The organism is Clostridium tanneri (assembly GCF_033659955.1).
Taxonomy (GTDB): Bacteria; Bacillota; Clostridia; order Clostridiales; family Clostridiaceae; genus Clostridium_AM; species Clostridium_AM tanneri.
The window spans coordinates 13593-28474 of sequence record NZ_JARUJP010000021.1; the positions used below are offsets into that span (position 1 = coordinate 13593).

Genomic DNA, 14882 nt, shown 5'->3' on the forward strand with positions numbered 1-14882 from the left:
TCCTTTTCAGCCATCACTTACTAGCAATAGATCAACCTAAAGTATTGCTAATCATCCGGTAATTAGCAATACATCTATATTATTAAACTAAGTTATCTAAATTATTAAATAAGTCTTTAACTATATTATCAAATGTATCTTCCAATATCTCATTACTTCTTACACTACTATCTTTATCTTCCTTCATTTGAACTCTCGAATCATTTGTTTCACTTTCAATTCTATATAATTTCAAGTCTTTTCCCAAAAAATCGTATTTACTCTCATTAAATTTTGCGTTATCAATTGTTATTGCCTTATTGTCCTCTCCGAGAACTACTGTAATTAACTCGTCTCTATATATGATCTTATAATTTACATTACTGCCACTGATAACATATTGTTCCGAAGGCCTTATATAATTTATGTCCTTTGAGTTGACTATTGTCATATTTTTAGTATCTATATTTATCTTTGTTTTAATTTCTTTTCCTTCATTTTCAACAGACCCTTTAAAAAGGCTTTCAATATCAGATGCACTGATAAATTCTTTTTTAGCATTTTTATTCTCACCTTGTAGGCTTCTGATTTCTCCCTCATTTTTACAATTGCTGTCCATCTTAAAGTTTTCTTTAGACATGTCATTCAAAAGATACATATAGCCATTAAGTTTGAATCTTTTATTAACTCCAGCTCTGCTTATATATCCCATTTTGAACTCTGAAACTTTGCAAAATATGCACTGGTTTTTTTGCTCAGAAAGTAAAATAACACTTTCTGAATCTTTAAATATGATTTTATATTCTTCTTTCAAGCCTTCAAACATTAGAGATACATATTCTATAGGTTCAATGCTGGGTACATTTTTATTTATTACTCTAGAAAGTCCCTTTTTTGTATCACAATTTAATTTAAATTTATTATACTTTTTTCTTTCTATATATGTTGTGAAAAAATATACCTTCTTATCAGACGTAAAAAATTCCTTGTTGAATTTTTCACTAGGCATTATTAGATGTTTTATTCCATTCTCATGAACTAAAACAGTTCTAAACTTATCTCTGTATATAATAATATAGTACTCTTCTGTTTTATCATAAGCAAGTTGTACAATATATTTACTCTTAGGAGTAATATTTAATTGCATTAGTCTTCCATATTCTTCAATATGTACTAGATTATTTTTTTCATTATTTTCTATACTCTTCTTACTATCACTTAAACATTGTGGTTTTATTTTTCTTGTAGTGTTTATCTGCAAACTTGTTGAGATAACACTACTTGATGATTTTAACTTATCTTCCTTTTCTAAATCTAGATCTTTTATTTCCGTTACCAGCTTCTTACTAATTTCATTTTTTTCATTTAATGAAGACATAAATCCATACTCCATTCCCGAAACCATAAAAAGTTTAAAACTTACAAATTTATCTTGTACCGTATCTTTTATTTTTCCATATATAAAGTCCTCGGTACAAATCGCCATACTGTTACCTTCTTGATCTATTAATATAACAATATTAGTATTCTTGAATAAAACTTTATATAGCTTTTCCGCTTCGGTCTTTATCATATATTTTTTTTCTGATATTATGTAGGGTACTTTATTTATATCTACCTCTTCTGTTTTCCCATCTAACCTTTTTTCAAAGTCAAATAATAAATTATTATCTTGTAGTTTATTTATACCAACGATATTCATGTTTAATCGGCTAATTTTCTTCCCCTTAACAAATTCTCTTTTAGGAATAACAATTATATCCAAGCTTTCTCTACCTATTATAACAGTCATATTATGATTTCTGTATATTATAATATATTCTTTTGAGACTGGACCTTTCTTAAATATCACAGAGTAAATACATGAAGGAACTATATCCTCTATTTTATAACCATAAATATTTTTTGTGTTATCTAATTGATCACTAAAGTTAGTATTTTCAACTTTATAAATCTTTATTTTAGTAAAAACTCCATTGTAAATTGTTGACTCGCGTTCCAATTCATAGCATGAGATTAAATTAATACTGTTACGATTATCTAATAGTATTCCTAGAATATTGTCCTTATAGATTAATCTATATTCTTTATAACTATTATCCATACAATAATATACAAAATATTCAGTGGTTGTTTCGATATTCTCTATACTCCTCCAATCAATTAAACTCTGTTCTTTATCTGAATGAGTTTTAAAGAATATATAATTAGGTCTTCTGTCGTTAGTATTTGTCTCTATGTTTTTTACAGGTATAGTAATAGGCCTTTTATTTTTTTTACAATAAAGTACTATTACATCAGAACTTTTATAAATCACCTGGTAGTTTTGTAAATGCTTGTCTTGCTCAAGTGTACAGAAATATTCTTCTTCCGGTTGAATAATTGGAATCTGGTGTTCCCTTAATCTACTTAAGTGCTTTTTAGTGCTGTCCCTCTCCAAACTAATATTTTTTCGTATCATACAATATACCCTCACTATATAACCTTACTATTAAATCATAAAATTATCTAAATTATAAATATCATCTTCACCCTTATTCTGCTGGCTATTAATATATGTTAATAAGTTTTCGACCGGATGTCCACCTCTATCCAGCACCTCTACTTTTAAATATTCTATACCAGTGTTAGCATATTCTTCGATTATAGTAACTCTATCATCATGACCTTGCTCTTGTTCGTCTATAAGTATTTTGACATCATTTGATTCAGCTAAAGCAATAGCGTTTATTATTGATTCATCAGTATCTCCATTAAAAACTGACCACGGAAAATCTTTTCCCCTTTTAGTAAGCTTGGTTCTTATCCCCACTTTATATCCAATACAAGCAGCCATTAAAAATACATCTTTAAGTTGGTTAAATATTGCATCCTCACCTTCACATAGCTTTTGGTAAATATTTTCATACTTTTCATCTCTAAATATCCTTCTAGGCATCTCTAACCCTCCTTAATAATTGTATATTCATATTTTATACTAGGGTCTTTTTTAGGGTTATAATTTATAAGATTATATGATTTTCCGACTTTGCTTAACATGCTTTCTTGCACTTCACCTTTCCACTGAGAATTTGTTACTAATATAATTACTTGTTGAGATAACTTTGGCATTCCTTCAGCGACTCTCTTCTTATGTTCTGGATCTAGCGCCCCAAATGGTGAGTCCATAACTATAGGATATATTCCACCTCTAAAAAAGTCTGTATCTACCTTACTTCTTTCTCTTGCTATATCAACTAATGCTCCGATAAAACATAAGCTAGTTATTTGCCTTTCTCCTTGTGACATTGGTACGGGTCTTTTTAAAGGGTCGCTGGTTTTTATTATTTGCAACTCGAAGTTTTCATTCAGTATAGCCTTATAGCCTTTCTTTGAAAAGCTGTCATATACCTTATCTATTCTTTCTTGTAAATTTACTCTTACGTTTTCAATTGTTATTTCTAATATGTCAAATAATGCATCCCTAGCCGCTTCAGCATTGTTAAATCTTTCTTTTGCAATCGTGGATTTCTGTTCCTCAGTTTCAGCCGCCTTAATCTTATTCCTAAAATCATTTATCCTTTTCTCACAATCCGATATTCGTGTATTTATACTACCAGTTTCTGTTAAAGTATCCTCATAATTTATTTCGATACTTTTTCTTTTTTCCTCAAGTGCTTGTATATCCTCTGATTCCTTATCATCCAATTCAGCGCTAATCTCATCTAATTCTTCTTGAATTTCTTTCATTTGTTTTGTTAACTCTGATTTATACTTTTTCAACCTCTGAAGATTTTCAAATAAGCTTTCCCTTTCATTTTCTATTAATCTTACATCTGCTGAAATTTTTATAAATGCATTTTCTAATTCATTATTTCCTGATTTTTTCTTCCACGATTTCACGCAGTTGTATTCATTAGTGTTATGCTCTAACATTCTTCCACAAATACAGGTTTTTCTTTCTAATAAATCATCGACAAATTGTTCTTTAATACCCGCGGGTATTTCTCCCTTTTTTCTTCTATCCTCAAGTATTATCTTAACTTTTTCAATTAGGCTATTATTAAATGCCAAGTATCCTTTTGAGCTATAGACCTTTCTTAAATTCATATTTAATTCTTTTATTCTTTTTTGTATATCCACTTTTCTATTTTCAAGTGCATCTCTTTTTTCCTGTAATTCTCTAGCACCATCAAGTTTCCTCAACTTTTCATCTATACTTTCTTTTTCAATTAAGAGACATTTTTTGTTCGTCTCTAGCTGTTTTTTCTTCAACTTTAAAGTACTTAATTGGCTTTCATATGCCTCTAAGTTATCATTTAACTTTATAACTTCCTTGTTATTTGAGTATTTTCCAAATTCTTTTCTTAATATATTGGCAGCCTTTCCTAGGTCTGTAACTGCATTTTCTATAACTTCAATACCCATTATATTTTTTATAGCATTTTTTATGTCTTTTGTACTCTCAAGCTTAGTTAAATTATCTATTTTTTCTCCATCAAAAAAGAAATAAGATTCCATTTTCTCAGGAAGTACCTGACTAATAGTATTTTGTGGATTTTTATATTCTGTTATTTCCCCTAGTTCATTTATCGAAACAACTGTAAAATCTTCCCCAACTATATTTGTCTTCTGTGACTGTTTTTTATATTTAACACTTCTTTTAACCACATATTTCTGTCCTCTGTCTTCAAACTTAATTTCAACAGAAACACCTGCATATCCACCATCTTCGAGTTCAGCCTCTGTTCTTTCATTTAGAAGTCTCTCTGCTTCAGGCAAATAGCACTTTTTATATAAACACCATTTTATCAGATTTAAAAAAGCTGTTTTTCCTTCACCATTCTCACCATGAATTACTGTAACATTTTTTTCTTTATCCTTTGAAACTTTTATTGCTTGTTTATCATAATATTGCCTAAAATTCTCAATGTTAATCTCCTCTAACAACAATTTACTTCACCTCATTCTTTATCATTGCTACTATTTCTGCTACCGCATCTCCTCTTTCAGCTACTCTGTTAGTATACTTACTTTCAATATTTAAACTTTTGTTTATAATAGACCTAACAACTTCCCTTTGGTTCTTCATAATATCTTTTGCAGCTTTTTTATCGTCCATAATTTACTCCTCACATATCTAATAAATTATAAGCTTTTTTTAATGGAAGAAGCATATTTAATGCTTCAGGTCCGTTTATTGCAGTTTTACAAAATTCATTTACCCTTAACAATTCTTTTTTCATAAGATTTCTTTCAACATTGAAAATATTCGATTCTGAATAAGGCAAACTACCTATATCTTTTGGTATAACTATGAAATCATGAATATATGAATATTTCTTATCTGGATGTTTTCTTAATACCCTTCCTCTTCTTTGTATAAATTCCCTAGGGTTTGTACTACTGGCTAAAATATATGCATTCTGTATTAACGGTACGTTTACCCCTTCATCCAAACACTTAATAGCAACAAGCCCTTGCAAATTTCCAGAGGCATAAGACTCTAAGATTTTCTTTCTTTCTTCTTTACTTTCACAAGATGTGAAACTACTTACTTTCATATTTAATTCATTACCTAGCATTTTTATTACTTTCTCAATTTGTCTTTCATCACCTATTTTTCCATCGCCAGTATAAAACAGATTATACCTTGAATTCCCCCTACCGCTTAAACAACTCTTAAGTTCAATTATTTTATTTTCAGCTTTTCCAATTAACTTTGATCTTTTTATTAATAGCATTTTCACAGTTTCACTTAATTCATTATTTCCGTCACTACTATATCCTAGTAACTTACCAATCTTAGAGGAAAGCTGATAATACTCACTACATTCTTCATCAGTAAAATAAACAATATGCGGGTAATAAAAATACGGTGTTAGGAACTCTCCAATTGCGTTTTCAAGAGAGAATTTATATACTATACCCTCGAAATAATTTTCAAGTATTTTATTTCCTTCATCATCAAACCACCTACTTGGTGTAGCTGATAACCCTAGTCTAAATCTAATATTTTTAGGTATATATTTTTGAAAATTTATAGTTCCAACGTGATGTGCTTCATCAAAAACTAGAATAACCGGCTGTTTTATATCCTTTAACATGCTTTGAAAGTTCTCCGTACAAAATGTTGAATTAGTCGTTATTGCACTGATATAACTCGATATGCCCATATTAAAGTTATTTATTTCTTCCCTTAACTGTAGCTGCCATTGTTCTCTACTTCCAAAGCACAAAATAGAGTCCATTCTAAAGCCTTTAGCTTCCTCATTCCACTGGTTTACCAAATGTTGATAAGGACATACAATTATAATGGCTAGTTTGTTAAATTTATTATATAATTCTGAGATCAAATATAATGCAGTTATGGTTTTTCCAGTTCCAGTTGCCATTTCTAGTATCCCAGAGCCATTATTCTTTATCCAAGAATTAATAGCATCCTTCTGATACTGTCTTATACTTAAATACTTAGGCTTGGCAATTTTATTGCTCTTACAATAATAAATTGGATTTGTATCACTTGTTAACTTATCCGCGAAGTTAATCTCATTTTTATAATCCATATATTGTAATAACTTTTTCACAGCCGCTTCTGGAAAATCTAACACTTCCAAATCTCCTGTATTATTACTCCACATGTTATTAAAATTCTCTTCTTTTAATTTTATTCTTTGCATCTCACGTTGATTCTCTGGTACGTATACATCTATTGATTCAAAGTTATTTGTATATCCGCCTACTGTTTCATTTGCCGAACCAGTAAAAGCAACTTTATATCCAAACTCGTCAGTAAAAACACCGAATTTTTCGTGATATATACCTAACTTTAGTTTTTTCAGTACTGCTATTTTAATTTGAAGCTTATTCTTATATATAAGCCAGGATAAAATAGATAATGTATGGTTTTTTATATTTTCCTCAGTTAAGCTTAACTCTCTTATTAGCACTTCCTCAATGACTTTTTCCTTGCTATTAAGTCCCTTTTCTATTGCCTCGATATCTTGCTTCTCTAGTTTAGGAGACACAATCAACCTAATTGTCCCATCTTTTCTAATGAATTGCTCCAACCCTTGTGAACATTGTTTCAATGAGGAACTTGTAAAATAACCAGAAGCTCTGTCATATGAACTGCTCTGTTTCATACATATGTTATAAAAATCATTGTCCAAATTATCTATATCACTTCTATATTGTAGTTTGAATTCTATATCTTTTAAACTCATTTAAAATCACACTACCCTAATTAATCAAATTTTATTATGTCGTTATCAAAGAAAGAATCCTCAATTATTGTATCTAAAATAGTACTTGTTTCTTCCTTTGTTTTACTCCTAACAACCAACTCCCCAGATACTTCTACTTCATTTTTAAATATATCTACTCCAGGATTTTGCTCCATAATATCTAAAGCATCTACTACCTTTTTTGAATACTCCCTTGTGTTTGACTCGGTTATTTTATTTCCAAATCTACTACATGATATTTCAGCATACTTTGTAATAGTTTCATCTTCTATTTGGGGATTCCACTTATAAACCATACTATGAATGCTAATAATATTTTTAGTAAGCTGAACTAATTCTTCTTTTCCTAATCCCTTAATTTTAATTACAGATCTTCTTAAATCTTTAAATTGCAGATTTTCGTTATCATAACTACTGACAATTCTTTTATAGAGAGCAGAATATGTTTTTATTCCCTTTTCTTCATTTTCAAATAACTCGTTTGTCCCAGTAAACAAAAACATGCAGTTGTTTATTTCACCAGCTCCACTCATATCTATTATATTCCTTATATTCTCATATGCTGCTTCCCTTATATTAGATCTCTCACCTACAATTAATTCCAATTCATCAACTAAAATGACTAGTCCACTATACCCCAACAAATTAATTAGTCTTATTACCGCTTTAAAAAAACTCATATAATTCGTCTTATCTATACTCGCTTTTACGTTAAATTTTGATTTCAGTGAAGCTGAAACATTTTTTTCACCTTTAATCCATGCAGATGCGGCATTTGATAGGTCTGCATCATTATTAATCTTTGCCTTTATATAACTTGTAAACGCAATGGCAAAGGAACTATTATAATCATTTATTGTTGAAATTAAATTATTTATATCTGCTAAAGCTGAATCCTTGTTTTTTTGTAACTCCTTTACCCATATATCAAACATTTCTTCAAAACTTGTCCCTTTATTGTGATTATTGCTTATTCCTAAGTTATGCATTATTTGATAATACATCTCTTCCCCTTTATTAAATTTAAAGTTTTTCTCAATTTTAATATTAGCAATAACAAAGTTTTCCTTTAAAGCCTTTTGCCCTACTATATTTAATAAAAAGCTTTTTCCTGAACCATACGTGCCTGTAATAAACTTTACTGCACTTCCACCTTCCTTTGTAAGTTCTAGACACCTATTAAATTCTTTTATTTCATTATATCTTCCAGAACAGAAAAATTCTAAGTCTGCATCTGGTACTACCCCACTTTTTAAAGAATTTATTATAATTCTCGCTTGTTTTATATCTAAATCCATTTTTTTACCTCCGGAATTCAATATAAACTTTATTGTCACATTTCCCATAAATATCTTTCACTGCTACAAAATCTTCTTCATTTCTACCATCAGAAAGTTCAAATCCTAAGTGCTTTGAAAATTGACTAAATATTTCCTCTAGCTTTTCTTCATCAACGTTATAACCTGCCAGTATCATATTAGCCTGCATATGTATAAGATATTCTTTAATTTTAATTGCGTTTTTGTCAGAATATAGTGATTTAACGTTCTCAAACGTAGTTAAAAAGATGTTCATCATTACCTTATTGCTAATTTGTTGATTATCTATTTTTCTTCTATGCTTTTTTATATTTTTAAGTAGATTTTCTACAAGCTTGCTAAATGATTCATCCATCTTTCCAGTATTTTTGCTAATAATATCTTTAATTAAATTACTAAACCTTTGTTGAAATTTATTATTTATCACATACAGTGACTTTTCAGGTAATTGTGTTATCTTAGATAGATTCTTCAAGCTAAACATTAACTTTGAACTATCCTTCATTTTTCTATTTTTTATTTCTTCATCCGTTATTAGTAAGTTGTAAAATATTATAACTGCTATCCTATCTTTATTATTTTCAAACTCATAAGCTTTTTGAAAAATTTTTTCATATTCCTTAAATAGTCTAATTATGTATTTCTTTTCTTCCTTATTTAAATAGTCTGAAATTTCTTCTAGCTCAAATAGTTTCTCCATCTCTTCTTTAATTGTCATTATGCTCACCTCAACTACATTAGATTTAAACTATTTATCAATAAGAAAACATTACTAGAGCTTGCCTCTTCCATAATATTTCTATACTTGTTATAATTTGATTTTACCACAGTATAAGGAAACATGTAAATTTATTACCTAAAAATGAGCAGTCACCACTCAGCAGGTTTTTCTATTACCAATAGTAAATGTTCATTTCGCTTCCACTGAGGTACACGATTGTATTTTATACATAGTGTATATACAAAATTCAAGCAAGAAATCTTCCATCATTTAATAAAAGCAATTACCAATACAAATTGTTAACAATTTGTTTACGTTCCACGGGGTACTAATGAGTACAAAAATTTTGCTAATAAAAACTTTTGCTTTTTGAGTTCATATTTAATATCACTTGTATATAGTCTTAAAAATAGAAGAGCAGTACTAAAAAAGCACTTGTATTTTACAAATGCTTTTTTAAAATGTAACTTATTTACTCTATCGATGAAAATTTTCGTAAAACATTAATCTCAAATCTAGTATAACCGCTTTAGTTCGTATGGTCATAATATATTTTTAAGGTACTTCTGAAATTCTTCTTTGTAACTTCCATTCTCTTTATATATTTTAACCAATCTTACTTTATCATTTTTCATCTTAAAGTCTCTTAATTCGTTAAGTAGCCCATCTTCTAAATAGAAAGTGGCTGCCAAACAAATAATATCATCTACATCCTTAGATTTTATTTGTATATCTTTATGTTTTTCATGATAAACATACTTAAGCTCTTTACAAATGGTTTTCCAAAAGGAATTATAGATTTTTTTTACAAGTTTTTCTCTTTCCTTTTTTAAAGGTTTAGCTTCAATAATGTTAGGTACTTGTATTTCCTTAAAATAGGTGTTAGTTAAATGTTTCCTTAGCTGATCCTCAATGACTTTAACAGTTTTATCATTAGCTAATTTTTCAAATAACAATGCGACTACCCCAAAATATTCACTCCTAATAATTATTAAAACTTTACTAACTATGCTATTTAGATGTTTTATGTCCTAAATCAGTCTTTGTAATTGCTTAGCAAAGCTGTCAATACTAAAACTCTTAGCATGTATATATAATCTTTCTGATGCTCTTGTCATACCGACATATAAAAGCTTTCTCTCCCTCGTATCATCATCTTTTACTAGTTTTTCTTTAAACCTTGATGCATCTGTTAAAATACATACTGGAGCTTCTAACCCCTTTGCAGAATGGTAAGTAGTTATTAATATATGCTTATCATCTGGTTCCTTAGTTATTTGTGTTATATTTTTTATACTACTATCAAGATGTGAATACAATTCTTCACAGGCTTTATGTGTTTTACATAAAATTATTATATTATTTGGCTTATATCCACATTTGCTTAGTAAATCTCTTATTAACATATTTATTGAGTTAAGATTTCCTTCAAGACATTTAACTTCATTGTTAACATTACTTTCATTATCTATATCTGTTCTACCTTCATAAAAATTTTCTACCTCTTTCTTTAGTGATGGTTCTAACATTAGAAAGTCTAGAGCTAAATTTATATGATTTTTACCTGTTCTATAAGTTTTCTTCAAAAGCTCGCTACGACCTCTCATATCTATACCTAAGCTTTTCCAACTAGTTTCTTTCGGATTATAAATACTTTGAAGTCTATCTCCCGCTAAAAATAGGTTTATCCCCTCAACTTGTTCATTTTTTGAATTTTTGTAACTATAATTTTTACATATCTTTATACATACTTTTAACCAATCTTCATAAAAATCTTGGTACTCATCGATAAGTATTGCATCAAAGGTTGGAACTGCCCTTTCTAAAGCTATTGATGGTAAGGTAGTATCCCACCACTCTTTAGACGGATTTTTAGGAACTCTAATATTAGCTATATCTAGGGCTGTTTTATGAAATGTTGCAACTGATATGTTTTCAAGATGTATATTCATAAAAGTACATTCTTCTTCCAGCTGTTTTAATCTTAACTCTATCTTTTGTGATAGTGCTTTATTATATGTGACAATTCTAATTTTCCAATCAGGATTCCTTTCAGCAAGATATAAAGCTCTTGTTATCAGTATAACTGTTTTACCGCTTCCTGGAACCCCTGTAATCATATAGTGACCGTAAGGAATCTTCTTAGCAAACTTTTCTTGTTTTGCATCTAAGGCTTTAATTATTCTAAGCCCATTATCCTCATTTAATTTTTCGCTTACCTTCACCTCTGGAAACAAAAGAGATCTAATAACTTGTAGATCAGAGTTCTCTAGATTACATGTTTCTATATTAAATAACTCATCTATTTTTAAACTTTGTATGCTGTCAGAGGTTATATATTCACTAGGTGGCTGGTAAAGTATATCTAAAAAATTGTTACTTTCTATATCGAAAGAACTTAAGTTTGTAAATACTACTTTTGAGTAAAGCTTAAACTTTAATTCTCCCATATCATTTAGTAAATTGTCCTCGCTTAGAAAAACTCCTTTAACTAAATTGTAATATTTATTTGCCTTAAAAATTGGATTGTCATATTTGTTTCCATCTCTAGCAAAGGCTTCTCTTCTAGTTACCCTTTCTAAATATTCTATTGACCAATCCTTAATTTCTATAATACAAACCCCTTTAAGTGAATCAACTAATATATAATCAGGATTAAGATTTCTTATTCTAGGCTGTACATATAGGTAACATTCCCTTTCTGTTGTTTCATATATTCTTTTGATTTTGTTCAGCATTCTCTTCTCCCCATCTGTTAACTGAAAGTCATCATGTGGAATAATGTTTAGTGCCATTCAAAATCTCCTTTACATAATTAATATCCTATGAAACTAATTTCCTTTTCTACAGCATTTCTTATGAATATAATTCTCATACCCCTCTGCTTTGCAAATTTCATCCCCTTGATATATAGTCTGTTTGCAAAAAACACAGGTATTATTGTACATAGCTGTTTTCTCTGTGTTTTGAATAGCTGTAGGTTTTTTCCTTTCTTCCGCTTTCTGTATTCCCCTTATTTTTTTCTTAATTTCCTGTTTATTATTGTTGCATATAAGCCAATTAATATAATAGTCCAAATTTCCTTTAAACATAATTTGTGCCTTTTTTTGTGCTGCTTCTATAACATAGTCATCTAAAGTTACAGTAAGACGTTTTGTTTCAAACTTCGACTTTCCCATATAATACTCTCCTACTAACTTGCTATCTACTAGCAGAGTATGCACAGACTATAAAATTTGCTACTAATTTTCTTAAAAATAAAAAGTCTTTATGTAGCAGAAAAAAGTGGTCTAGTAAGCAACTAAACCACTTTTTTATTGTTCAACTATTCTTAGAAGTTTTTCACTTGTATTAACTTATCTAAATGTAATATACTCAGTAACCAATTACTAAGTAATGCAAAACGGCAGTGTTTCTGCTACTGTAGTTTTAAAATCAGGAGAAGCAAGTGCTTGCTTCACTCCCACTAAGGTACGCGGTACCACCCGACTTATGTAAAACTGTTGTAAGTTGTCTACCTGCTAAACTTAATTGTCAACTACTTATCCTTAATCACTGAAAATCTATTAAATATCTTTTCTTGTATGTTATCAGCATTTATCTCTGTCAGTTCTTCAGTGTAATGAATATTTCGTTTTTCTAGTGCACTCTTCTGAATCTCCTGCGACATTAGAGGCGATTAAGACATCTATGAGGACATTCAGCTACCGAGGAATAGGTGTCAAATTCAAAGTACCGACTTTTGGGATATAAATCTTAAATTTAAAGCCAATGCTTAAAAAAATTAAGCATTGGCTTTTTGATACTTTTTCATAAACATTGTTTATATATCTATATTTTCTTTAGGATAACTTCTGAAATTATGACATTTTGCGGGTGGAATCAGGTACCTTTGCGAAGGAGCAAAGTGACTAAGCTTTAATAATATTGTGACAGATTATAAATCAAACATATTAAATTGCTTTTTAATTTTTATTACTACATGATAAAGGTTTGTTCAAACATCTTTTTACTATAAACTCCAATATCAGAAGGATTTATCATATTGTTCTTCTCTTTAACTGCTGTAAAGTAGTCAGCAATTAATTTCTTTTCAATTTTTCTATTAGTAGATACTGAGGCCGGTAAATCACCACGAGTAGCTAGCCAAGGTGTCTCTGCATGAGTAAATGCCTCTAATACTTTTCCGCTGTAACAGCTAAGATGTTTGATTACGCTATCAATAATGGCTTTTTCAGAAACGGTTAAATTCTGATCATCTGCAGCCTCAAGAACATTTATCGGGTCGAATCTATACTCCTTGTATTTGAAGTATATATCCCTATATACTGGTCCATGAACCCATGCTTCACAATTTTCTTCAAAGATAAATTGATTAACAAAAGCATAATAAAATCCCTGAACATAGTATAAAAGCTTCTGCAATGCTAGCGGTGTAATATCTTCACATTTTCTTATAAGGTAACTAACAACCACATCTACCTTTGCAGTATCCGAAGTCATTTTTGTCCCTATAAGCATCTGTGTGGACAGTTTGCTCTTTTCATAAGCTGATTGTGATTTCAGCCTATCCTTATTGCTTTCTAAAATTGAGAGAAAAAAATCTGGTTCATCATAAATCTTTTGTAAAATTTCCGAATACTGCTTAGTTGGCATATCTCCGTCATAGTAACGACTAAATGTCTGCTCTCCCCAGCCTAATAAAAGCGACAACGGTCTTTTTCCAATATTATATTTTTCAGGTATTTCTATTATCTTTTCTAAAGAAATAATATTATGCTGTTTTCTAAATTCATTGTAAAGCTGCTCTAGATTATAATCATTGATTTCATTGACGAATACCTCGTTATTGCACTCATCACAAATAGCTACTTTTCCGTTATAGTTATAAGCTTCACCCTTTAATTCTGCACTTATAGATTGGTATTTTTCAGTATACAACACATCTTTTTTGCAATGCTCACAGAAAGTTTCTTTCCTATTCATTGTGCAATCCTCCTTTTAAAATCCCGATCCATCACCTAAATAGGTAGCTGATTGGCCTCTTCCTTTTATGAAACGAAATCGTAATCACTCTTTTCTTATCACCATACTCTATAATATTGAATTTAGTATAAATGTCAACAAACTCCTCTTCCCCAAAGGCATTAAACAAAGTTCTTTGAGGACAGAAAACATAAAGGATTTCATGTTCAAAGCCATTATTTGTATTGCTTAGGGAATGACAAAAATCTATAACTTCAATACCTAGTAAAATATCCTTTTGCTTCTTAGTGCTTAACCTGTACTCATTAATAAGCTGAATATTTTCTTTTCTGTTCTCATTTTGTGAAATTATGTAGCAGTTATCGTTGACGCAATCTTTGATTTTTTGTAGGATTACTTCAACTTCTTCTTTTGTATAGTCCTGATTATAATGTCCTGACATTGCATCAACTCCTATCTTTTGTTCTTATTGTACTATATTATATGCATCTTGTCAAAATTTATGCACTAATTAGTGCATTTTATTAAAAATATTTGTAAGTATTCAGTATCATTGCACTAAAAATCTATTAAATATCTTTTCTTGTATGTTATCAGCATTTGTCTCTGTCAGTTCTTCAGTGTAATGAATATTTCGTTTTTCTAGTGCAC

Annotated in this window: 12 protein-coding genes; all 12 read right to left on the reverse strand. The window is 29.5% G+C overall.

Annotated features, from left to right (window positions below; genetic code table 11):
* Positions 1 to 82: 82 nt before the first annotated feature.
* The 12 genes from P8V03_RS15050 to P8V03_RS15105 all read right to left on the reverse strand — a co-directional run bounded on the left by P8V03_RS15050 (position 83) and on the right by P8V03_RS15105 (position 14673).
* Positions 83 to 2440: a hypothetical protein gene (locus tag P8V03_RS15050; RefSeq protein WP_318798792.1), complete on the reverse strand. Its 2358-nt coding sequence runs from the start codon at positions 2438 to 2440 to the stop codon at positions 83 to 85.
* A 30-nt stretch (positions 2441 to 2470) separates the two neighbouring features.
* Positions 2471 to 2917 carry a DNA phosphorothioation-associated protein 4 gene (locus P8V03_RS15055; RefSeq protein ID WP_318798793.1) on the reverse strand — a complete coding sequence of 149 codons (447 nt, stop codon included), beginning with the start codon at positions 2915 to 2917 and terminating at the stop codon, positions 2471 to 2473.
* Positions 2918 to 2919: 2 nt separating this feature from the next.
* Positions 2920 to 4908: an AAA family ATPase gene (locus P8V03_RS15060; RefSeq protein WP_318798794.1), complete on the reverse strand. Its 1989-nt coding sequence runs from the start codon at positions 4906 to 4908 to the stop codon at positions 2920 to 2922.
* A 4-nt stretch (positions 4909 to 4912) separates the two neighbouring features.
* A complete protein-coding gene (locus P8V03_RS15065; RefSeq protein ID WP_318798795.1) occupies positions 4913 to 5080 on the reverse strand; it encodes a hypothetical protein in 168 nt (55 codons plus the stop codon).
* Between the two features lie 10 nt (positions 5081 to 5090).
* Positions 5091 to 7184, reverse strand: coding sequence for a DEAD/DEAH box helicase family protein (locus P8V03_RS15070; RefSeq protein WP_318798796.1), 2094 nt, complete (start codon positions 7182 to 7184; stop codon positions 5091 to 5093).
* A 20-nt stretch (positions 7185 to 7204) separates the two neighbouring features.
* A complete protein-coding gene (locus P8V03_RS15075; protein ID WP_318798797.1) occupies positions 7205 to 8503 on the reverse strand; it encodes a BREX system ATP-binding domain-containing protein in 1299 nt (432 codons plus the stop codon).
* A 4-nt stretch (positions 8504 to 8507) separates the two neighbouring features.
* Complete coding sequence (locus P8V03_RS15080; protein WP_318798798.1) at positions 8508 to 9242, reverse strand: hypothetical protein; 735 nt, start codon at positions 9240 to 9242, stop codon at positions 8508 to 8510.
* Between the two features lie 545 nt (positions 9243 to 9787).
* Positions 9788 to 10201: a hypothetical protein gene (locus tag P8V03_RS15085; RefSeq protein ID WP_318798799.1), complete on the reverse strand. Its 414-nt coding sequence runs from the start codon at positions 10199 to 10201 to the stop codon at positions 9788 to 9790.
* A gap of 75 nt (positions 10202 to 10276) precedes the next feature.
* Positions 10277 to 12040, reverse strand: a complete 1764-nt coding sequence (locus P8V03_RS15090) for a UvrD-helicase domain-containing protein (protein WP_318798800.1) — start codon at positions 12038 to 12040, stop codon at positions 10277 to 10279.
* A 36-nt stretch (positions 12041 to 12076) separates the two neighbouring features.
* Complete coding sequence (locus P8V03_RS15095) at positions 12077 to 12424, reverse strand: hypothetical protein (protein WP_318798801.1); 348 nt, start codon at positions 12422 to 12424, stop codon at positions 12077 to 12079.
* A gap of 799 nt (positions 12425 to 13223) precedes the next feature.
* Positions 13224 to 14231 carry a type II TA system antitoxin MqsA family protein gene (locus P8V03_RS15100; RefSeq protein ID WP_318798802.1) on the reverse strand — a complete coding sequence of 336 codons (1008 nt, stop codon included), beginning with the start codon at positions 14229 to 14231 and terminating at the stop codon, positions 13224 to 13226.
* A 31-nt stretch (positions 14232 to 14262) separates the two neighbouring features.
* Positions 14263 to 14673, reverse strand: coding sequence for a hypothetical protein (locus tag P8V03_RS15105; protein WP_318798803.1), 411 nt, complete (start codon positions 14671 to 14673; stop codon positions 14263 to 14265).
* Positions 14674 to 14882: the final 209 nt, after the last annotated feature.

What these genes read in the sequence shown, in the direction of transcription:
- P8V03_RS15050 (WP_318798792.1), bottom strand. Translation starts at nt 2,440, where the DNA reads ATGATACGAAAAAATATTAGTTTGGAGAGGGACAGCACTAAAAAGCAC.
- P8V03_RS15055 (WP_318798793.1), bottom strand. Translation starts at nt 2,917, where the DNA reads ATGCCTAGAAGGATATTTAGAGATGAAAAGTATGAAAATATTTACCAA.
- P8V03_RS15065 (WP_318798795.1), bottom strand. Translation starts at nt 5,080, where the DNA reads ATGGACGATAAAAAAGCTGCAAAAGATATTATGAAGAACCAAAGGGAA.
- P8V03_RS15070 (WP_318798796.1), bottom strand. Translation starts at nt 7,184, where the DNA reads ATGAGTTTAAAAGATATAGAATTCAAACTACAATATAGAAGTGATATA.
- P8V03_RS15075 (WP_318798797.1), bottom strand. Translation starts at nt 8,503, where the DNA reads ATGGATTTAGATATAAAACAAGCGAGAATTATAATAAATTCTTTAAAA.
- P8V03_RS15080 (WP_318798798.1), bottom strand. Translation starts at nt 9,242, where the DNA reads ATGACAATTAAAGAAGAGATGGAGAAACTATTTGAGCTAGAAGAAATT.
- P8V03_RS15090 (WP_318798800.1), bottom strand. Translation starts at nt 12,040, where the DNA reads ATGGCACTAAACATTATTCCACATGATGACTTTCAGTTAACAGATGGG.
- P8V03_RS15095 (WP_318798801.1), bottom strand. Translation starts at nt 12,424, where the DNA reads ATGGGAAAGTCGAAGTTTGAAACAAAACGTCTTACTGTAACTTTAGAT.
- P8V03_RS15100 (WP_318798802.1), bottom strand. Translation starts at nt 14,231, where the DNA reads ATGAATAGGAAAGAAACTTTCTGTGAGCATTGCAAAAAAGATGTGTTG.
- P8V03_RS15105 (WP_318798803.1), bottom strand. Translation starts at nt 14,673, where the DNA reads ATGTCAGGACATTATAATCAGGACTATACAAAAGAAGAAGTTGAAGTA.